At 59.1% G+C, this 19,717-nt stretch carries 16 protein-coding genes; 7 read left to right on the top strand and 9 right to left on the bottom strand.

Features of this window, described 5'->3' with window-relative positions:
* Positions 1 to 122 precede the first annotated feature (122 nt).
* From F468_RS0112905 to F468_RS14395, 4 genes are all read left to right on the top strand, one after another.
* Positions 123 to 1,511, top strand: coding sequence for a DUF6513 domain-containing protein (locus F468_RS0112905; RefSeq protein WP_231362969.1), 1,389 nt, complete (start codon positions 123 to 125; stop codon positions 1,509 to 1,511).
* A gap of 187 nt (positions 1,512 to 1,698) precedes the next feature.
* Positions 1,699 to 2,862 (top strand): hypothetical protein, encoded by a 1,164-nt coding sequence (locus F468_RS0112895; RefSeq protein ID WP_231373197.1) that lies wholly within the window; start codon positions 1,699 to 1,701, stop codon positions 2,860 to 2,862.
* A complete protein-coding gene (locus F468_RS0112890) occupies positions 2,856 to 4,490 on the top strand; it encodes a formylmethanofuran dehydrogenase subunit A (RefSeq protein WP_018995332.1) in 1,635 nt (544 codons plus the stop codon). The genes F468_RS0112895 and F468_RS0112890 overlap by 7 nt, the downstream gene beginning before the upstream one ends.
* Before the next feature lie 10 nt (positions 4,491 to 4,500).
* Positions 4,501 to 5,082: a DUF447 domain-containing protein gene (locus tag F468_RS14395; RefSeq protein WP_038038750.1), complete on the top strand. Its 582-nt coding sequence runs from the start codon at positions 4,501 to 4,503 to the stop codon at positions 5,080 to 5,082.
* 61 nt (positions 5,083 to 5,143) lie between these two features.
* Here F468_RS14395 and F468_RS14785 read toward each other — a convergent pair whose 3' ends face one another.
* From F468_RS14785 to mch, 8 genes are all read right to left on the bottom strand, one after another.
* Positions 5,144 to 5,755 carry a hypothetical protein gene (locus F468_RS14785; protein ID WP_369771465.1) on the bottom strand — a complete coding sequence of 204 codons (612 nt, stop codon included), beginning with the start codon at positions 5,753 to 5,755 and terminating at the stop codon, positions 5,144 to 5,146.
* Positions 5,748 to 7,136 carry an aminodeoxychorismate synthase component I gene (pabB, locus tag F468_RS13835; RefSeq protein WP_038038748.1) on the bottom strand — a complete coding sequence of 463 codons (1,389 nt, stop codon included), beginning with the start codon at positions 7,134 to 7,136 and terminating at the stop codon, positions 5,748 to 5,750. Before pabB ends, F468_RS14785 begins: the two co-directional genes overlap by 8 nt.
* A gap of 2 nt (positions 7,137 to 7,138) precedes the next feature.
* Entirely contained in the window at positions 7,139 to 8,188 is a 1,050-nt protein-coding gene (locus tag F468_RS0112865; RefSeq protein ID WP_018174255.1) for a hydantoinase/oxoprolinase family protein, read from the bottom strand.
* Positions 8,178 to 9,164: an ATP-grasp domain-containing protein gene (locus tag F468_RS0112860; protein WP_018174254.1), complete on the bottom strand. Its 987-nt coding sequence runs from the start codon at positions 9,162 to 9,164 to the stop codon at positions 8,178 to 8,180. Before F468_RS0112860 ends, F468_RS0112865 begins: the two co-directional genes overlap by 11 nt.
* Positions 9,165 to 9,540: 376 nt before the next feature.
* On the bottom strand, positions 9,541 to 10,050 hold the full coding sequence (gene fae, locus F468_RS0112855) for a formaldehyde-activating enzyme (RefSeq protein WP_026278841.1): 510 nt from the start codon (positions 10,048 to 10,050) through the stop codon (positions 9,541 to 9,543).
* A gap of 45 nt (positions 10,051 to 10,095) precedes the next feature.
* Positions 10,096 to 11,007: a triphosphoribosyl-dephospho-CoA synthase gene (locus F468_RS14390; protein ID WP_018995331.1), complete on the bottom strand. Its 912-nt coding sequence runs from the start codon at positions 11,005 to 11,007 to the stop codon at positions 10,096 to 10,098.
* Positions 11,004 to 11,897, bottom strand: coding sequence for a RimK family alpha-L-glutamate ligase (locus tag F468_RS0112845; RefSeq protein WP_038038774.1), 894 nt, complete (start codon positions 11,895 to 11,897; stop codon positions 11,004 to 11,006). The genes F468_RS14390 and F468_RS0112845 overlap by 4 nt, the downstream gene beginning before the upstream one ends.
* A 20-nt stretch (positions 11,898 to 11,917) precedes the next feature.
* The gene (mch, locus tag F468_RS14385; protein ID WP_081616991.1) at positions 11,918 to 12,925 is read right to left on the bottom strand and encodes a methenyltetrahydromethanopterin cyclohydrolase; all 1,008 of its coding nucleotides are present in this window, start codon (positions 12,923 to 12,925) and stop codon (positions 11,918 to 11,920) included.
* 564 nt (positions 12,926 to 13,489) lie between these two features.
* Here mch and fhcD point away from each other — a divergent pair.
* The 3 genes from fhcD to F468_RS0112820 all read left to right on the top strand — a co-directional run bounded on the left by fhcD (position 13,490) and on the right by F468_RS0112820 (position 17,056).
* Positions 13,490 to 14,386, top strand: coding sequence for a formylmethanofuran--tetrahydromethanopterin N-formyltransferase (gene fhcD / locus F468_RS0112830; protein ID WP_018174249.1), 897 nt, complete (start codon positions 13,490 to 13,492; stop codon positions 14,384 to 14,386).
* Positions 14,383 to 15,198: a formylmethanofuran dehydrogenase subunit C gene (locus F468_RS0112825; RefSeq protein WP_018174248.1), complete on the top strand. Its 816-nt coding sequence runs from the start codon at positions 14,383 to 14,385 to the stop codon at positions 15,196 to 15,198. Before fhcD ends, F468_RS0112825 begins: the two co-directional genes overlap by 4 nt.
* 568 nt (positions 15,199 to 15,766) lie before the next feature.
* Positions 15,767 to 17,056: an OmpP1/FadL family transporter gene (locus F468_RS0112820; protein WP_231373196.1), complete on the top strand. Its 1,290-nt coding sequence runs from the start codon at positions 15,767 to 15,769 to the stop codon at positions 17,054 to 17,056.
* Between the two features lie 1,354 nt (positions 17,057 to 18,410).
* Here F468_RS0112820 and F468_RS0112815 read toward each other — a convergent pair.
* A complete protein-coding gene (locus F468_RS0112815; protein ID WP_018995327.1) occupies positions 18,411 to 19,703 on the bottom strand; it encodes an NAD(P)/FAD-dependent oxidoreductase in 1,293 nt (430 codons plus the stop codon).
* Between the last annotated feature and the right edge of the window lie 14 nt (positions 19,704 to 19,717).

Below are 19,717 nucleotides of genomic sequence, written 5' to 3'. Positions count from 1 at the left end.
CCTGGCACAGGTCAACTGCGGCGCGCATCGCCATGTTCACCGAATTCTGCAGAACCTTGGCATGAATCTTGATCCGCCATGTTGCAGTGCATGCACGGATCCAATCACCAGAGGCAATCGACTTGACGAAGGAACATGTCCTCTTCGTAACTGGCAACCTAGCCGCGCCGGCCTTGCGGCAGGTTCTCGAACAGATGAGTCCGGACGCATTCACCTGGGAAGTCCGGTCTCTTGGTGTAAAAGTTGCCGCTCTGTTGACTGGAGACCTGATCCGCAGGCGCCTATCGGATACCGGACAGGCTAACCGAGTGATCCTGCCAGGACTATGTCGCGGTGACCTCGAGGCCCTGAAGGACCATTACGGTGTACCATTCCAACGCGGTCCCGAAGAATTGATGGACCTGCCGGAATGGTTTGGCCTAGAGGGAAAACCGGTCGACCTCAGCCAACACTCGGTGAAGATCTTTGCCGAGATCACTGACGCTCCGCTACTCGATCTCGATTCTCTATCGGAGCGCGCCCATGCCTTCCGTGAGGATGGTGCCGACGTTATCGACCTCGGCTGTCTACCCGACACCCCCTTTCCGTTACTAGCGTCGGCCGTACGTCGACTCAAGGCCGAAGGCTTCTTGGTTAGCGTGGACTCAATAGACTCACAAGATCTACTGACCGGCGGTTTGGCAGGCGCAGACTTCCTGCTGAGCCTGACCGAGAAGACTCTCTGGATCTCGGAGGAAGTGGAGGCAACGCCAATCTTGATTCCAACTCAGCCCGGCGATCTGGATTCTCTAATTCGCTCCTATGAAGCGTTACGAGCTCGAGGGCGGGACTGCATTCTGGATCCGGTCCTTGACCCTATTCACTTCGGCTTCACGGACTCACTGGTCCGATATCACGAGCTTCGCAAGCGCCTCCCGGATGTGGCCATGATGATGGGTACTGGAAACCTTTCGGAACTAACCGAGGCAGACACAACCGGCATCCACGCACTACTGAGCGGCGTCATGTCCGAGCTGCAAATTGGAAGCCTTTTGACTACGGAGGTCAGCCCCCACTGCCGCTCCGCAGTCAGAGAGCTCGACCTGTGCCGACGTGTCATGTTTCGCGCCAGGGAACACAACCGGCTCCCCAAGAAGCTCAGTGAGGGGCTGGCTTGTGTGCACGAACGCAAGCCGTTCCCCTATGGCGTAGATGAAGTCCGAGAAGCTGCGGGCCAGGTCAAGGATGCCAACTTCCGCATCAAGGTCACCGGCAACGGTATCCACATCTATAACCGGGATCGGTTCCTGACGTCTACTGATCCCTTTCTACTGTTTCCGGATCTGGACGTGGAACGGGATGGAGGCCATGCCTTCTACCTTGGCGTGGAACTCGCGCGCGCCGAGATCGCACACCAGCTTGGAAAGCGCTATACACAGGATCAGCCTCTACGCTGGGGCTGCACCGTGAAGCGACCGGAGGAAGACCTCACACGCTACACCCCGCCCGCACCTACGAAGCGGCGCCCCTGAATGGCCTCGAACTTGCAGGGATTCCGGCATGGTGGCCGATAACAAGAATTTTCAGGATTCATCCCCGCTCAAGCCGTGCACGCACAACCACGCCGTGCGTCTGGTGTGCCCCTTCTGTGGACTTGCGTGTGACGATCTGTCACCTCCGCGTGACACAGCCGAGGCGCCCTTCGCTCAGGACTGCTCAGTGGCCACCGAAGGTTATCAAGCGGCCATACAGGCCCCGCACGCTCTCCAACCGCGACTGCACGGAAAATCCGTAGCACTCGACGAAGCGTTGGATCACGCCGCCAACCGCTTGCGTCAGTCTCGACTGCCATTGTTTGCCGGCTTGATCGGCGATCTTCCCGAAAGCCGTGCACTTTGGCGTCTCGCCGACCGTTGCGGCGCTACGGTCGACCACGCCGGCGCTGATGCTCTAAGCCGGATGTATTCGGTAGCCCAGATGCAGGGACTGATAACCACCACCCTCGGCGAGGCACGTAACCGTGCCGACTTGTGGCTGTTCATCGGAGACGGGATATTCCGCCGCCAGCCACGAATCTCTGAACGACTGTTATCGCCGAAACAGCGCCTGCACACCAAGGCCAAATCAAATGTGGTTGTGTTGGGTTCCGGTTCACGCAGCAATATGTTGCCCAATGGGGTGGAGTATGCGGATCTCGACTCATGCTCTATCGCGGATTTTGTGGGCAGCATTCGCGCGACGCTGCAAGGCTGGGAGCTCGGAGCGTTTGCACACCCCAAGACTCAGGGAATCGCCGCCCAAGTTAAGCAAGCACAGTATCTTGTTGTCGCAATGGATCCCGCAGACCTGAGTGGCTCTCGAGGTGACGGCCTCCTCGATCTTGATCTTCTGGGGATCGCCCGTTTAATACGCCAGATCAACGAATCCGGGCGCGCAGCGCTGCTGCCGATGGGTGCCGGGGATGGACTGTCCAGCTGCCAGCAGGCGGGGCTCTGGCATAACGGCTTTGGCTTGAGGACGGGACATCACTACAACGGCCCGCATTTCGATCCGCACGGGCATGACACGGCACGCATGCTGCAGGAGGGAGGCACGGACCTCCTGCTGTGGCACGCCAGCCTGCGCCCAATTCCGCCCCCGGAAACCGGATTGCCCTCACTGGTCTTTGGGCACCCGGGGTTAACATTCGTCCAGGAGCCAGAGCTGTTTGTGCCGCTCACCGTGCCGGGCATCCACCGTACCGGGCAGATCCATCGTGGTGACGGCATCACAGTGCTGCCACTACCCGCCCTGTTTGCTCGTACAGAGAGCGACCTCGCAGCAGGTCCCAGCGTCTATGCCGACCTGCTGACCCGGATCATGGAGGAGAGTGCCGAATGCTGACGCGACTGACTGGTGCCCGAGTATTCGACCCCGTGAACAAGCTTAACGGGAGCGTAAGAGATGTCTGGGTGCGTGACGGACACATCTGCGAGGCCCCGGAAGACCCTCAGGCGGCGGATCACACGATCCACCTGAACCAGAAGGTCCTGATGGCCGGAGCCATCGACATCCATAGCCACATTGCAGGGGGCAACGTCAACAATGCGCGCGTACTGCTGCCGGAACAGCATATCGCGGGTCAACGGCGCTACGCGGACTATCCCTTCATGAATGCGCGTTGGTCAGCCTTTGACGTGGGCTACCGCTACGCGGAAATGGGCTTCACCACTGTAGTCGAACCTGCAGTGCTACCGCTCAACGCCGCACAGGCGCACGCCGAACTCGCGGACATACCGATTATCGATAAGGCAGGTCTTGCGATCGTGGGCAACGATGATTTCCTGCTGCGGATGTTACGTGACGGCGCTGAACAGGAACGGATCAACGACTACATCGCCTGGGTGCTCCATGCGACTCGGTGTCTCGGTGTAAAAGTAATCAATGCCGGAGGCGCGACCTCGTTCAAGTTCAACCACAGACAGCTCTCCCTGGACGAAGAAGTGCCCATGTACGGAATGACCTCGCGGGATATCCTGCAGGCGGTGCAGCGCGCCGTGGTAGCACTGGGTATCCCTCATCCGGTCCATGTGCATTGCAACAACCTTGGTGTCGCGGGCAACGTGGCCACGGCTGAGGCCACAATGGAGGCCGCCGGGGGGCTGCCCATGCACCTTGCCCATATTCAGTTTTACGGGTACGGAAACGAGGGCAAGCGCGGATTCTCCAGCGGCGCGCCGCGTCTTATCGACGCCTTGAACCGGCACCCGAACGTCACGATCGATGTAGGGCAGGTCCTTTTTGGCCAAACAGTAACCATCTCTGGAGACGTACTGCGCCAGTTCGATGCGCGCGGGATCGCCAGTCCCGCCAAATGGACGGTATGGGAGGCTGAAGACGGCGGCGGCGGTGTCGTACCGTTTCGCTATCGAGAAGCCAACTTCGTCAACTCGATGCAGTGGGCGATCGGGCTGGAGATATTCCTGCTCGTTGATGACCCATCACGTGTCTTCTTTACAACCGATCACCCGAACGGTGCCCCGTTCACGGCGTACCCGGACCTATTCCGCCTCCTGATGGACCGGGACTATCGTGCCGAATGCCTGCAGCGGGTTCATCCTGCGGCAGTGGAACAAACCCTGCTCCGCCACATTTCGCGGGAATACAGCTTAGCCGACATTGCCCTGATGACCAGGGCGGCGCCAGCCAGACTCCTCGGCCTTCCGGATCGAGGTCACCTCACGCCGGGGGCAGTCGCGGATATCGCTGTGTATCATGACAATACAGATCGGGCCGCCATGTTCCGTCACGCCCATCTCGTAATGAAGGATGGAATCGTCGTTGTCCAGGACGGACAGGTCACTAATGCCACCCAGGGCCGAACCCATGCGGTTGCACCTCCTTTCGATCCAGGCATCGAAGGCCCCTTGAAAACCTACTTTGACCGCTTTCATCTGTGTCGAATGGAACACTACGGCCTTCTCCATCCCGCCATTTCCGATGGCCTGGGTATGCAACTCGAACTACATTGAGACTAACGCCATGAACCTACCGGTACGCGAAATCATCATCGTGACCGAGAACGCCGACGGTGCCCCGCACATTGCCCCTATGGGCGTGCGGGACCGGGACGCCCATGTAGTGGTGGCACCATTCCGTCCTTCAACGACACTGGAAAATCTACTTCAAACCGGGCGTGCAGTAATCAGCTGTACGGATGACGTCAGGGTTTTTGCCGGCTGTCTGTCAGGACGTCGTGACTGGCCTCTGGAGCCTGTTTCGGGAGGGTTTCGCCTGCGCGATGCACTTGCGCACGAGTCACTGGAACTCTCGACGATGGAAGAAGACGCTATTCGTCCCCGGCTCATCTGCACGGTAGCCGAGGTTGTGCAACATCGTCCTTTTCGCGGATTCAACAGAGCTCAGGCAGCAGTTCTTGAACTGGCCATTCTCGCGAGCCGGCTCGACCGTCTAAGCCCGGAAAAGATCACCCGGGAGATGGAGTATCTTCAGATCGCAATGGACAAGACCGCAGGACCGCACGAGACAGAGGCATGGCAGTGGCTGGAAGCAAAGGTGAACGCCGTTCTTCGGCCTGAGCAACCATCAAGTTTCGGTACCTGAAAGCCGCCCTCTCGGCAGGATTCGGATCCTCTACCCGGTCAAATCCGCATCAGTACGTCCTTCAATTGCAGGCCTTGATCCTGTAGCCGCACCCGGACCACCCGCTACGCCACCCATCAAACTTGCCTGAACGATCCCGATGCAAAAGTGCAATCGGGCACCCTGCTTGCGGGCCATATCGCAGAAAAGCCCGATCCAGCAGGCCCTCCTCGACCAGGTTCATCAGACTGCCGTCCTCCGTGTCAGGCTCCTTCGACTTTACCAGAAGAAGCCCATGCGCCCGGAGCCGTCCGGCAAGCCACGCGGAAAGACTGTCAGACGTGACATCCCACGACTGCTCCACTGAAGAATCCGCCAGGACGTCACGGCTTGGTATCCAGACTCGTACTGCCCGCTCCACCCGACCCGTGTCCGGCATTTCCTGCAGCGACTCCAGTGGGCTCACACCGGGGTGCAGGGCACAAATGGTCTCGGCGAATACATCCATTGCCCGCAGCGCGAGTGCATGAGCCCGTCCATCGTCGAAAAGCCACGTCTGTTGCAACCGCCGCACTTCATCGGCAAAAGGACCTCCGCCTGGCACAACGACAACCGGATCTGGACAGTTCACCAGTTCCGACAACCAGGCGTGCAGGCTCGCATCGTGTGCCAGACTGCCGCCAAGCTTAACCACCCACACGTATGCGCCCCGAATGCCGAAGCACCGAAAGCATGGCGGTCGCCTTGTCCAGCGTTTCCTGGAACTCGGCCGCCTCGGTGGAATCGAAAACGATCCCCCCACCGGCCCAGCAGCGAATTTCCCCTTGGTTGTAGATCATGGTTCGAATCGCAATGTTGACGTCCATCTGTCCCTCGTAACCAATGTAGCCAATGGAGCCGCAGTACAGTCCGCGGCGCTGCGGCTCCAGCTCCTCGATAATCTGCATCGCTCGAATCTTGGGCGCACCGGTGATTGAGCCGCCCGGGAAACAGGCTCGCAAGAGGCCGATGGCATCCTGGTCATCATTAAGCTTCCCGGTAACAGTGCTAACGAGATGGTGGACGTTGGAAAACCCCTCAACGGCGAACAGCGACGGAACGCGAACCGACCCTGCTTGACACACACGACCCAGGTCGTTGCGCAGGAGGTCAACAATCATCAGGTTTTCCGCTCGGTCCTTTTCGCTTTGTGATAACTCCCGAGCCCACTCGCTGTCAGCTTCGGGGGAGCTTCCGCGCGGACGGGTACCCTTGATAGGACGGGTTTCAACTACACCCGCAGTGACTTGAAGGAAGCGCTCCGGAGAAACACTGAGTATCTGGGCATAGGGTGTATTGAGAAAAGCGGAAAAAGGTGCCGGGCTGCGTTCGCGAAGCACCGTATAGGCCCCCCAGCCATCCCCGCGTGCAGGGGCCGAGAATCGTTGGGCCAGATTGACCTGATAACAGTCTCCATCCCTTATGTATGCATGCACACGGGCAAACGCGTCGGAATAGCCTTTTGCGTCGAAATTGCTCGTGACGGGCCCGATCACGCGGAACGGGTCCCTGTTGATCCGAGGCTTCGAAGCACTAAAGCGGTGTAGCAGCCGCCACCATTGGCGGTGTGTTGTCCGTTCTCGCCCGTGCGACACCAGCCAACTCCGGTGTTCTTGATGATCAACGACCAGTGCCCAGTCGTAGATACCAACAGCCATTTCTGGCAGTGCCTCATCGTCCCGAGCGTGAGCAGGAAGCTGTTCGATGCGACGTGCGAGGTCGTAGCTGAACCACCCGACTGCTCCGCCACCGAAAGGCAGGCTCACCCGATCGGACTCACGATCTCCCATCTGCTCCCGGAGCAGTGTGAACGGGTCCGCGCGTGACCGCCGAAGTTTTCCCCCGCGGGTACGGATCTCGGTAAATCCTCCCTTGGTCACTAACGTAGTACCGGGGTCGGATGTGAGAATATCGTAGCGGCCCGCCTCAGATCCCGGGCGCCCGCTGTCGAGAAATACAGCCCACGGATCACTGGCCATCCCATCAAAGACGCGCGAAGTGTCCGGCTGATAGGGCACCTCACTCAGAAGATGCATGGCTAGGCCTCCTCGCGCATAAGATATGCGACGGCAACCGCCGGGCCCATATCGGCTGCCAGGCTAGTCTTGAAATCCGCCTTCCTCAGATCGTCCAGCGGATCACAAACGTCATAGTCCATCCCAAGACGCCGAGCCACGCGCTCGACGAGAAAGCGCCCAATTCCCGCCCCCAGCAAGGGCGTGTCGGCACTGATGCCACGGGAGATCTGCAATTGGCAAGCACACGTCAGTCTATGAACCTGGCACTCGGCCAAATAATCCGCAATAGCTTTCCACATGGCACTTGACCCATTGGACGCATCGGTTCCCAGCATACGGGCCAGTCTGGCTTCACTCTTGGCCAGCGTCTTGTCACGTCCGTCAGCCGTCATGCCCAGATCCGAGTCCTCCGGCAGGTCACCACTAAGGCGATACACGTCCGCAGCCGTCGCGAAATGCTCCGCAACCAGGTCAACCCAGACCCCTCGAAACGGGACTGCTGTAGCCATTTTCATAACGGGGGTTCGCACAACGCCGCTGTATATAAGTTCACCAAGCGCGAGCCGCGTATGATCATTCGTGCCACAAGCATAGACCCGGCCGTCCTGGATCCAGACGAGGTCCGTCGTCGTGCTTCCCACATCGACCAGCAAGCCTCTGGGATAGCAACGAGCGGCCAGAGTAGCTGTCGCATGCCAATTGGCCGAAGCAACGGATTCAAATGCCTGTATCGCCGAGCCAGGCTCCATAAACCCGAGGGCGCCTCCATAAACGCCCACAGAATGTTGCGGAAAACAGTCGGAGAACAAATTGAGCAACGTCCGGACCCCTTCGGCCCGATCCGTGAAGATGTCCGCAAGCTCACCGGTCATGGTAACGGCGTGCCGAACGCCCTGAAGCCCGTAGGTGGTTCTGGCCTCGTGAAAGGACTCGACCAACGCGTCAGTCCCCTTCCAGAGGGGTGTAGACAAGGTCCGAGCCGCACACAGGCGCCCATTGGCATCCAGCATAGCCACCTTCAGATGGGCGCCGCCAATGTCCCACCCCACATATCGAACCTCAGACGGCATCAAGCGTCCCCACTTCCACGTCGACTGGATCCGTCTGCCCAATGGAAAAGTGCGGCGGTTCTGCCTGTGTCAGCTGATCCAGCACCAGGGCTGCTACATTGCATGACAACGATTTGCTCAGGCCCACATACGACAGGGTTAACCTGGGGTTTACTTCGAGTACCACGGGCCCTTCCGTCGTGATGATGAGATCCACGCCTACGAAACCATTCAACCCTGGTAAGGCTGCCACCACCGCCTGCGCCAGCGCATCCACCGTATCGGCAGCCCCGTTCAGGCCGTTTACCACGCAACCCAGGAGAGAAAACCGATTGTCCACCAAGACGACGCGCTGACGATTACGTCCCAAAACCCATACCATGCCGGCGTGCACAAGTAGCGACAGACTGGCTGCCTGCCCAGAAACATAGGGCTGTAACACCCAATCGTCGTCGCCGTAGGGCAGATGCTCCAATGATCTGACGAAACAGGTATTTCTACACCCCTCTCCCCGATCCGGCTTCAGGACCCAGGCCTCTCCCGAAGGCTTCGATAACTGCCCCGGCTTCCATGTATCAATTACAGGTATGCCTCGGGCGCGCAACTGAGTCGCCGTTGCAGACTTGCTCGCAGCAATGGCTACCGTGTCCTCTCGGGTGTTCAGAAGTATCCTCTTCGCTCCTGATACGGAGCGGCATACCTCTTCCAGAATACCGCCGGTCTCGGGCGCGATCGGCCACACAGCATCCGAACGATGGACGCAATATTCCCAAACATCCATATGTTCGCTGGAACTGGACACCCAGTAGGTTTTCACGGAGGGGGACAATACGGGTAGACGGGTGTCACGGGATACAAGAACCTCGACCCCCGGGCAGGCAACCAGATCGCTTACCAGCGCCTGCAGCATCAAGTTGCCTTCCCGCACCAGACCGGGGGGCAGATGTTGGCCGGCAAAACCACCTCCGGTGACAAATTCGTAGACGAACACCCGCATGCTTGCCTCTTCTGGCAGACCATCAATGTCGCTGCCAAGGACCGAATTACGAGCTCCCGTGAGGTACTGCGGTGTCGGCACCACGGATCACTCAAAGTGACAAGGCGATCACTGCATGGCGGTTTGGGTCACGGGGAAGTGATGCGCGAACGCACCACAAGACACCATGGACGATCGTCAAGCGTGCCGACGGCTCCGAAACCAGCCCTGCCCTAGAAATTTTCCGAACAATGCATACCTCTCTGCTTTCCGAGCGCCTCGGTATCGCAATCCCACCGGCCCCGACTCGCTGGGGTACCGTCAAGCTGGGCTCTCTCGGAAACGAATAATCTGTAAGATCCAGCCCCCGCCCGAAGGCGGGAGCCAGAATTACCGGTCACGCGTGAGCCGCGAATGGATGCTCTTGCGACTTGCCCTGCAGCGTTTCGGCAGGTTGGGGATCACCAGCAATGGCACGCTTGATGGCCTCCTTCACGGCGGTGTAATTGTTGTCCTGGATCTTGGCGTCATCGGCCGCTTCCCAGTGAATAAACACCCCGACGCAGATGAATACGTCGTTGGCTTCACTTTCCGGGATCGTGCCGTCTTCCAGGCTGTCCGCCACAGCCATCGCAACCCCACGCTGAGCCGGGCCAAACATCTGAACGGCCTGCGTCGCTCCCTTGATAGTGACCTTATTGAACATCATTGTGTGCGGCTTGCAGGCGAGGTTCGGTGTAATAACCGCCAACAGGCTGGTAAACCCGTCCTTGTTGTTGACAAGGCCATTGCAGAACGCAGTTTCCGCTGCCGAACCGCGTGGACCCATAATGAGGTCGATGTGAGCGACTTCATTTCCATCGCCGGTCAGATATTCACCTATCATCGTCTTATTGATTACAGCCATCTTCATAGTCTCCTCACAGCCCATCCGGACCGCTGAAAGCCAGGTTCACACGACTCCTTGCAGGAAGCCGATGGAACCTGAGGTTGCGCCGGGGTGTGTCCCGACAGAAAGAGCCCGGCTATCGCGTAACCGGGCCAAGCAATGCCCGGCAACGACAAAGTCTGCAGTCGTCCCGGGGTTGATACCGGCGCTCTTCAAGCAACCATCCATACGCTCTAGTTCGCGATGCACGGATGCCCGATTGTCTGAATTCAGAAAGAATTGGCGCATCGATCTCGCTTGATCACGCAACTCTTGAGCTGCTCGAACTCCGTTACGCCGGCACACATGCGTGTCCGGCTGATCAGCCAGCAGATATAAATAAAGGTCCGTGGTCGCCCATCGGAGGTCGCCCCCCCAGCGCTCCAGGGCTGCATCCAGCGTTGGAAGCACTCGATCCCAGAGGCCCTCGAAGCCATTCGCGTATTCACTAGCGATCTGGTCCCAGGAAGCGGCGTGAGTCATCGCCGTGTGCAGGTCCACCGTAGGATCCGCCGCAACATCATGAGCAGGGCTCGCACCCAGTCCACCGGGGGCGGCAAGCCTGATGGCCTGATAGACCTTCTCGGTGTCGTCAACGGTGGTTTGCCGCAGTACATCGGCAACGGTGGTTCGAAAGGAACCACCTGCATGGTTGAGCGCTGCCTGAGCAAGGGGAGCGCACAGCAGGATGATTCCCAGATTGGTATTACAGCGCACCGTTCTCTTGGTGGCTGCCACAGCTCCGTATATCCGCTGCCCGAGTTGAATACCCGGACCCGCAAGCACTGGTGCGCTGACTTGTGCACTGGCCTTGAAGGCCGCGGCCTCCATGTGGTGCCCGGGTGCGCAATGGGAGACGTTCCCTGGCTTCAGGGCCTCCACGTCGAGATAGCAGGCCCTGATATAGGCTGCTTGAACCTGAGCTGGCGTGATCATGAGGCCAGCTCGCCGAGACCAGTCCCGTTGCAATGACGAAGGAAATCGTCCGCAAGCAGTTCCGCCACATCAATTCCTGTGGCCGCCTGCAGCCCTCGCCAGGCGGGAATGCCATTCACTTCGAGCACCCACCAGCGGCCATGCAGATCGCACAGCATGTCCACTCCCGCATAGTTCATACCCAGACAGGCGGCCGCGTCCTCGGCCTTCGCCGAAACAAGGGGGTCCACCACGCCGACGTGACATTCCCCACCCCGTGCCGAGTTGGTAAGCCATCCGTCGCTGGAGCGCCGGATAACCGCGACGGTATGCTCCCCAATGACGAAAATGCGCCAATCCGAGCTGCCGGCGGTTTGCGATTGAATGAACCGCTGGAGATACCAGACCCCCTGCACCTGATCCGCGGTTGGCAGTTCATCCCGGGTACCAATCCGGACGATCCCTTTGCCCTGAGCGCCGAAGAGGGGTTTGCATACGACAGGGTGACCGGCCGCGAGCTCTTGCTCCACAAAAGCAATCGCATCCTCCCGATTGCTGGTAACCCGAGTTGGTGGTACCGACAGGCCTGCTCCGGCGAGAAGAAAGCTCGTGAGTGCCTTGTCCACGGACCGCTCGATGACTCGTGCATCGTTGTAGACCGTGACGCCCTCCGCCTGAAGCGCGTGCAAAATATTCAGCCGGAGGATGACTTCCTCGAGAGTCCCCGCCGGGATTCCCCGCACAAACACCCCGTCGGGGTGCCCCTCCGGGAATCCGGGAAGTACGATTCCGCGATGCATCCCGTCCATATCCAGGGTGCACCGGCCAAGGGGAACCACCCGTGTCTCGTATCCGCGCGCTCTGAATGCAGACTCGAGGCGTGCGCCGTGCCAGCCCGGATCATCGGTCATCAATGCGATCACGCCACGAATCACACGCTGATCCCCAGAGAACGGCCCAGCAAGGCGAGGTTCACGGCGCCCATCCGGAAGCTCCTGCCAGACTGCAGCACGCTCACAATCACGTCAGCGGGACTGAAGAGCATCGGATCAATCTGGAAAAAGTCGTAGTCGTAGTCCTTGAACACTTCTGCGAAGGGACGCCCAAAATCTCGCGAAGCCGCACTGGGCAGGCGCTCACAAAGTGATTCCGCGTCGGCGTCCTTACCATCAACAAAAAGGTGAACTTGGCCCGCGAACAGAATCGCGTCGTTGGTACGCCCCATGGCGGTCAGAAAATCTGGCGCTGGCGCGGGTATCGGGGCACACCCAAATCCATCAATGATGTGTGCTACAGGAAAGCCGAGGGTATGAGCCTTGTGCAAGGCTACTTCGAGCACCCGCGCGACGATCTGAACGGTCCCGGCAAGGCTTCTCGTCGGCGTCAGGATCAAGGTGAGATGTTCCGGCTGGACTCCGCAGTCCGCAGCGATTTTTGCGGTCAGCTCGGATGGCGGTGGTCGATCCACTTCCATGACCAGACACGCCCTACTGGCACGATCCATGATGCCAAGTTCCGCAAACAGAGCTTCCTTGCGGGCCAGCACCCGCCCGGGTCCCGAACCCAGTGCGGAAAAAGCTCCCTTGCCCGAGCCATGGGAGAGACTCCAGCCAGCGTACTGGCTACCCAGACAGGCAATCACCGGTGAGACGCTATGCACGTGCACATACAGGGGCCAGCCGGAGGTGCCTCCGGTACCCGACATACTCACTTTGCCCAGCCCACCCATGCAGATCTCGGCAATTCGCCGACCTGCTTCCAGACCACCTTGAACTTCGATCCCGGCATCGACGATTCGCACATGCGCCTTATCGCGCGAAACCCCCAGGCGGAGCATCACGGCGTCATCTACCAGTGCGTCTACGAGGACTCCAGCGCGTTCATTGAGATCCAGTAGAGCGTACGAAGCATCGGTTTCAGGCTGGCTTGTGCTTTTCATCGAAATACAACTCGCAAAAGATCTGTAGGGTTCTTGATTCGACTCCCCTGGCCGTCCGGCAAAGAGATCTGCAGCACTGGGTTTCACCGGGCACCGCAACGGGCTGTGTGCAACTTCCGTGCCCGCTCGACCGGGCTTCACTACGACACTTGCTTGAGGCCGTCCTGGCGAGACGATAGCCACAGCGTTACTCCGGCCCACTTTGTGTCACCGCAGACGCCGCGGTTCTCCAGAGGGGACTAGCAAATCAACACCCTACAAAGCCGTCGACCCGACCGGTGATAACGGTAGAGGGACGGGTAAACGTTCCCCGCCGGCTATGGGTCTGTGTCCATCACCGGCATCGCCCATCGAGGATCTCTGGTGCCCTCCCGTTCTCACACCTGCCCCACTGCGACGTCGTTGTCACAATGTGTCACTGTGGCCCTGCTTCCGAGGCACACACGCGACCGCACCCAGTCGAAAAACCACGTGTGCAGACAACATGAAGACAAACGGCACGACTTCTGCATGTCTGGAAACAAACACGATCAATCTAGCCAGCAGAAGAATCCCCGAAGCCACGTGGAACACAACGGCATACTCATTGAAGACACCTTCGCGGAGGCCTTTGGTATGAAGGCCACCCGGATCTTGATTACGGCAATCAGCCTGCGTTGGGCACACCAGGCTGCCGAAACCATGACCGGCTTTGCGACCTCGGTAATCGGCTGCGGCGTTGAGGCTGGAATCGAGTCCGTCACGCCCCCGTCAGAGACACCCGATGGGCGGCCCGGGATATCAGTGCTGATATTCGGGATGTCCGGCAAAGACCTTGCCAAGCACCTCGAGCGCCGTGTAGGGCAGTGTGTACTGACCTGTCCCACTACCGCAGTATTTGCCGGAGTCGCGGGCGATGAACCCATTCCATTGGGCCAGAACCTGCGCTATTTCGGCGATGGGCATCAAATCAGCAAGTTGTTTGGTTCTCGACGATTCTGGCGGATACCTGTGATGGACGGCGAGTTTCTCGCCGAGGAAAGCACATCAAAAACCTCCGCTGTCGGTGGCGGTAATTTTCTTGTGATCGGCCGCTCGGTCGATGCCGCGCTGGAGGCCTGCGAAGCAGCCGTGAAAGCTATGCGCGAGCTCCGCAACGTCGTACTTCCTTTCCCTGGGGGAATCGTCCGTTCGGGTTCCAAAGTGGGCAGCAAGTATCCAAACCTGATGGCCTCTACCAACGACGCCTTCTGCCCGACCCTGCGGGCCAGCGGAAATTCTGCGCTGAATGCCGACGACTCCGCCGTACTCGAGATCGTCGTCAACGGGCTCACTCCGGGCGACGTCGCCAACGCAATGCGCGTCGGAATCGACGCGGCATGCGCAGGGGGGAAGGATGGAGGGATCCATCGGATCTCAGCAGGAAACTACGGAGGCAAACTTGGCCAATTCCACTTTCACCTGCGTGAGATTCTCGCATGAGCGCGCTGGTTCTTGAACAACGCGTCGCCACTCCCCAGCGACTGGACATGAGTCCAATGCATGAACTCTTTCATGAGCGGAGCTCCGTCGATGCGGCCCAACGCCTGACGTTACGATGCGGCCGAGATCCAATACAGCTTGGGGACGTCTTTGACGTTACGCGAGGTCACGGGGACAAGATCGTCATCAAAACCAGTGCCAACAATCTGGATCGCGTAGGCGCCGGAATGAGCCAGGGCGAGCTTATCGTGGAAGGCGATGTCGGGCACCACACCGGGGCCCAGATGACCGGTGGGCGGATCAACATCCTGGGCCACGCCGGTGATTTTACGGCAAGCGCCCTGCATGGAGGTCGCATCGAGATCACAGGCGACTGCGGAGCCGGCCTGGGCGCGCCAGCGCCTGGGTTGGTACAGGGCATGTCAGGGGGCTTCGTTCACGTACGCGGCAACTGCGCCCCGCGAGCGGGCGAAAGGCAACGTCGGGGCATCATCTTGGTGGAGGGCAACGCGGGCTCCGAGCTGGGGGCCGGCATGATTGCCGGAACCCTGATCGTCCTCGGCGAAACCGGTGACCACCCTGGCCGGGAGATGCGCCGCGGAACGTTGCTGTTGGACCACATGCCGAAATCCTTGCCCGTTACTTTCACTGACAACGGAATACAGCCCCTGGGATTTCTCGCCGTCTTATGCAACGAATTGGAACGCCTTCAGGTCTTGCCCGCGACCTGGACCCAGCGGAAACTTTCTACCCGACGCTTTATCGGAGACCTAGCGTGTTCCGGTAAAGGCGAGGTACTTGTCTGGACCTAGTCCCCAGAGCATCGCACCGGTCCTATTATCATTAACTAACCGCCCCACCCCTCTCCCTTCGCCCACCGGAATCCACTCGTCCCTATCCGGTCACGTGCCCGACAAGCCGACCCTTTAGAGAAACCGCTCTACAGAAGTTCCCCTTGCGCCCAGCATCAAGCAGTCACTTCGACCCGAAAATTGAGCTCGACGGCCTCTCATAACCCACGCGATCCACATTCCAAGGCTTTCGCAGATATTCCGGCAGTCTGCACGTTCATGATCACCTAGCTAGAAAAAACCCGATAGTCCGTTAAACCACTACTACCCACGTTACCGCCATGAATACAGGTGATCTTACGTACAAAACGCGTATCGGCACCTGTAACACCACAGTATTTCATAGGCTAACATCCTAAACGGGCCTGAGTTACTTCCCACACAAGATGTATCGTCAGTTCGACGTTCATGACGCATGACGGTGCTGAGCGTCTCACCAATCCAATGGGCGCCTCTGTTTTGTCGCTATGGTTACGAGCGTTGAAAACCATTCGGGCCCGTCAGGATAGCTCTTGGATCCAGTGGCAACATGAAAACTACTACAGCTACACAAGGCGATAAAAAGGGAGGAATCAAAATGCAAAAAAAATATTCACTGGCTCTGCTCGCCGCCGGCTTGGCCCTTGGCGCCAACTCAGCACATGCGGGGCCCCATGGATATGACCTTCACAACACCTTGGCACCGGCCAGTGCCGGCCTGGCGGGAACCAGTATCGCGACCCCGCAAGACAACGTGTCCGCATTGTTCGGCAACCCCGCGACCCTTGCTAAGTTTCCCGGAACCGAGTTCACACTTGGCGTAAGCTTCTATCAACCCGAGGCACGACTGCGCCACGACGGAAGCGTGACTGGAGAGGCCTTCAGCGCCCGGTCCGACCAGGGTATCTACCCGATACCACAGATTGCGGTTACCCACGATTTTGAGGACCGTGGACTCCCTGTTACGGCCGGTCTCGGCCTTACCGCGACCTCTGGCATCGGGGCGGATTTCAAGGGCGAGCCCGCCAGTGGCGGAACCAGCGCGCAATTCCTTGTGCTCGGCGTAAATGCGGGCTTGGGCTATCGCGTAACAGAAAACTTTAATCTGGGTGCGGCCGCAACCGTCAGCTACGCCCAATTGGATTTGGGCCTCCAGAATACAGTCCCACCGGGCGAAGACTTTGCTTTTGGTTCCGCAGGTAATACAAATGACATTGGATTTCGTGCGACCCTTGGGGCCACGTACGATTTCGGCGATACCACGGTGGGTGGTTTCTATCAAACCAAGCAACGTCACAGATTCAGCAATCTCGTCGTGGATGGAACTGGCGAATTTCAAAAAGTGACCATCGAGCAGCCCGCCAACGTCGGTGTTGGCATCAGCAATAATTCGCTGATGGATGGCGATCTTCTCCTCATGGCAGATGTCTTGTACAAGGACTGGAGCAGCACTCGCTTTTGGGGTGATGTTTATGATGACCAGTGGGCATTTTCCGTCGGCGCACAGCTGACTCGAAATAACATCAAGTACCGCTTGGGTTACGGATATGCGGAAGATCCTACTCGCTCCACCGTCTCGGGACTGGGTAATCTCGCAATCCCGGTTAACGGAATTGAGTATCTACAGGCCGCCCAGGCGCAGGTCATCTACAAGCACCGTTTGACGGCGGGCCTTGGTGTGGAAGACTTTCTCACTCCAGGCCTAAATCTCGACCTGTCGGCCGGTTGGCAATTCAAGGAAGACCGGGATTACGGGACGGGCACCCTGTCCGGAGGTGGCCACACCAACGCTGAGGTGTATTCCTGGCACGTGGGATTCGGATTGACCTGGCAGTTCTGACCGTCTCGTGGGTTACGCAGTGGCAGCTACGATGACGAGGGTAGCGACTTGTCGGCCGGCTTGGCTCAAAAGGACATTGGCCAGCCGGCTTTTTCGACCTTTTCTCATGATCCCGTTGGGGTGGAGCGTGCGCAGAGCACACCCATACCACCCCCTCTTAGAGTTTCACGTGGCTTGCCTGATCTGCAGTCGATCGGGCATTTTCCGACAACACCAAACCAACGAGTGAGTCATGCCCGATACACAAAGACCCACCGATTCCATTCTGCGTCGGCACTTCGACGCGGCTAATCAACCTGACTGGGCCTCGGAGCCTCCGCAGGAATCCACCCTGATCCGGCACCACGAGCAAATGCGCTCAGTTTGGGAGCATGATGTCGAGCACGGAACCTCTTCGGCCTCGCACACCGACTCGAATCCCGGTGATAACACTCATCCGCTCGCGATCCATCTTGCCCGGCAGCCCGCCGCGCCGGCCCATGCCACTAGCCCATCACCCCGCAGTAGGAGCTCCACGGAGACAAAGGTGGTTCCTCCGGAAGACTCTACGCTCAAGCGGCATTTTGCCCAGCTCAATGACGTCACATTTGCGGAGCACCCACTCGCCACTCACCTGCGCATGTCTGCGGCAATAGCCTCGGCAAAGCACACTGAGGCACCGTCATCACCGGTGGCCAGCGGACAACCTCACGTCGCTTCAACAACTGGGTCCGAACAAGGGACGAAGCAGGCAAAAGCCGCGGCCAACGACGCAGGAGGGGCCTCAAAGCCGCAGCGTCAGGCGTCGACTTCCTCCGAACCTACTACAGGGGGCTGGGTAGCGCGCTTGCTTCGCCGGATTTTCGGCGGGTGATAACACATAGTCCAACACTGGGAGCGACACCGCCAGCTGTGAAACCGACTATGGTCCGGTTACCCAACGTCGGTCCGTCAACGTTCACGAAAGGTTTGATGGACCTGACAGTCCCTGACCACCCTTGCCGTGCGGTCACGCACGCAACACGAAAAACGAAGCCTAGTCCGCCGGAGTTGGCCCGGCATGAGACCTGCCGTTCAAGCATGTGGTGACAGCCGCACTACAGGAGTCTTTCAAAGGTTTGGAATCAGACCCCATTGCAAGGTTAGCCGCCCATATCCCCCGGTCTGTGTGGTCTCCCGCTAAGACATTTCTAAACGAGTAGAAGTAACCACCACCTGCTACATGGCGCGCCTTGTCTCGAAAAACCTGGGGCGCCGACGCGAGTATGTACATTGATCTGTGTACCCCGGCCTCTCACTACAAAACACTGGCCAGAGCCCCTTGCCCTGGCCAGCCACACCAACTTACTTATTTTGTTGCATTAAGGAACTGAAATCAGCCCCAGATATCCTTCGTGATGCCAGCGTACCAAGCCCGAGTGTTTTCGGCTTCGCGCTTCCTGAAATCCGCGCTTTCGCCGGAAGGACTCACACCCCCTGCCCCTTCCACACCCGCCTGAGCTCCATCCTTGTACTGATACACAGCGGCAACACTGATCCCGTGATCCGGTGTCACCAGGCTGTAGCAGGTGTTGACCGACGAGGGATCCAGCGGCTCCTGATCCATCAACTCGCGCACGATCGCCGCGGCAACGATCTTGCCCTGGGTGTTGGCCGAGTGGCCGGATTTCGGCATGGCACCCGCCACACTCGAATCCCCCATGACATAGATGTTGTCGTCCATCTCCGACTTGAAGGTCCTTTGATCGACCCGGACCCAGCCCTCGTCGTTGGTCAGGCCGACATCGTGAACGATCTTGGCCGCACGCTGATGCGGGATGAAGTTCATCACATCCGCCTTCACCCGTTCGAAGCCCTCTTCGGTGCGGGCCATCTTCTCACCGACATCGATCTCTTCGACCCGACCGCCGTCGGAAGCGCCGCGCCACTCGATCATGTCGCCGTAGTGCTCTGCCCAGCCTTCCTCGAACAGGCCCTGCTTGGAGAAGTTGTCCTTGGCGTCGAGCACGATGATCTTGGATTTGGGCTTTTCCTGTTTGAAGTAATGTGCGATCAGCGAGACACGTTCGTACGGCCCCGGCGGGCAGCGGAACGGGTTTGGTGGGGCGACCATCACGAACACGCCGCCATCCGGCATGTCGGTCAGTTGCGAACGCAAGATGCGGGTCTGCTCCCCGGCCTTCCAGGCGTGGGGGATCGCCTCGGCGTCGTCTTCGGAAATCCCTTCGACTGCGTCGTAGCGAAAGTCGATACCCGGCGACATCACCAGCTTGTCGTACTTGATCTCGTCGCCCCCGGCCAGATGCACACGGCGCTTGTCCGCATCCACAGCCGTCACCGAGTCCGCGACGACCTTCACACCGTGCCGATCACGCATGGCGTCGTAGGTCTGGGCAATGTTATCCATGTCCTCGAAGCCGCCGATCACCCAGTTGCTGCCGTAACAGGTGTGGTAGGTCGAGTTGGGCTCGATCAATGTCACGTCCAGCCCCGGAGAAAACGTCTTCAGGTACTTGGCGGCCGTAGCCCCACCCGAACCGCCGCCGACCACGACGATACGTGCGCCATTGGAATAACCACCGGCGATCGCGCCACTGACCCCTGTGACGGAAGCCAGACTCGTAATGCCGAACGCCTGCAAGAAGCGGCGTCGATTGAACTGTTGCATGATGGACCCCCTGT

Source organism: Thioalkalivibrio sp. ALJ2 (assembly GCF_000378325.1).
In the GTDB taxonomy this organism is placed as follows: Bacteria; Pseudomonadota; Gammaproteobacteria; order Ectothiorhodospirales; family Ectothiorhodospiraceae; genus Thioalkalivibrio.
The sequence above is the reverse complement of the archived record's forward strand: the minus strand, read 5'-3'. Positions and strand labels throughout refer to the sequence as shown.

Coding starts and splice junctions, on each gene's coding strand:
- F468_RS0112890 (WP_018995332.1), top strand. CDS start 2,856: ATGCTGACGCGACTGACTGGTGCCCGAGTATTCGACCCCGTGAACAAG.
- F468_RS14395 (WP_038038750.1), top strand. CDS start 4,501: ATGAACCTACCGGTACGCGAAATCATCATCGTGACCGAGAACGCCGAC.
- pabB (WP_038038748.1), bottom strand. CDS start 7,136: ATGCATCTTCTGAGTGAGGTGCCCTATCAGCCGGACACTTCGCGCGTC.
- F468_RS0112865 (WP_018174255.1), bottom strand. CDS start 8,188: ATGCCGTCTGAGGTTCGATATGTGGGGTGGGACATTGGCGGCGCCCAT.
- F468_RS0112860 (WP_018174254.1), bottom strand. CDS start 9,164: ATGCGGGTGTTCGTCTACGAATTTGTCACCGGAGGTGGTTTTGCCGGC.
- fae (WP_026278841.1), bottom strand. CDS start 10,050: ATGGCTGTAATCAATAAGACGATGATAGGTGAATATCTGACCGGCGAT.
- F468_RS14390 (WP_018995331.1), bottom strand. CDS start 11,007: ATGATCACGCCAGCTCAGGTTCAAGCAGCCTATATCAGGGCCTGCTAT.
- F468_RS0112845 (WP_038038774.1), bottom strand. CDS start 11,897: ATGACCGATGATCCGGGCTGGCACGGCGCACGCCTCGAGTCTGCATTC.
- mch (WP_081616991.1), bottom strand. CDS start 12,925: ATGAAAAGCACAAGCCAGCCTGAAACCGATGCTTCGTACGCTCTACTG.
- F468_RS0112825 (WP_018174248.1), top strand. CDS start 14,383: ATGAGCGCGCTGGTTCTTGAACAACGCGTCGCCACTCCCCAGCGACTG.
- F468_RS0112820 (WP_231373196.1), top strand. CDS start 15,767: ATGAAAACTACTACAGCTACACAAGGCGATAAAAAGGGAGGAATCAAA.
- F468_RS0112815 (WP_018995327.1), bottom strand. CDS start 19,703: ATGCAACAGTTCAATCGACGCCGCTTCTTGCAGGCGTTCGGCATTACG.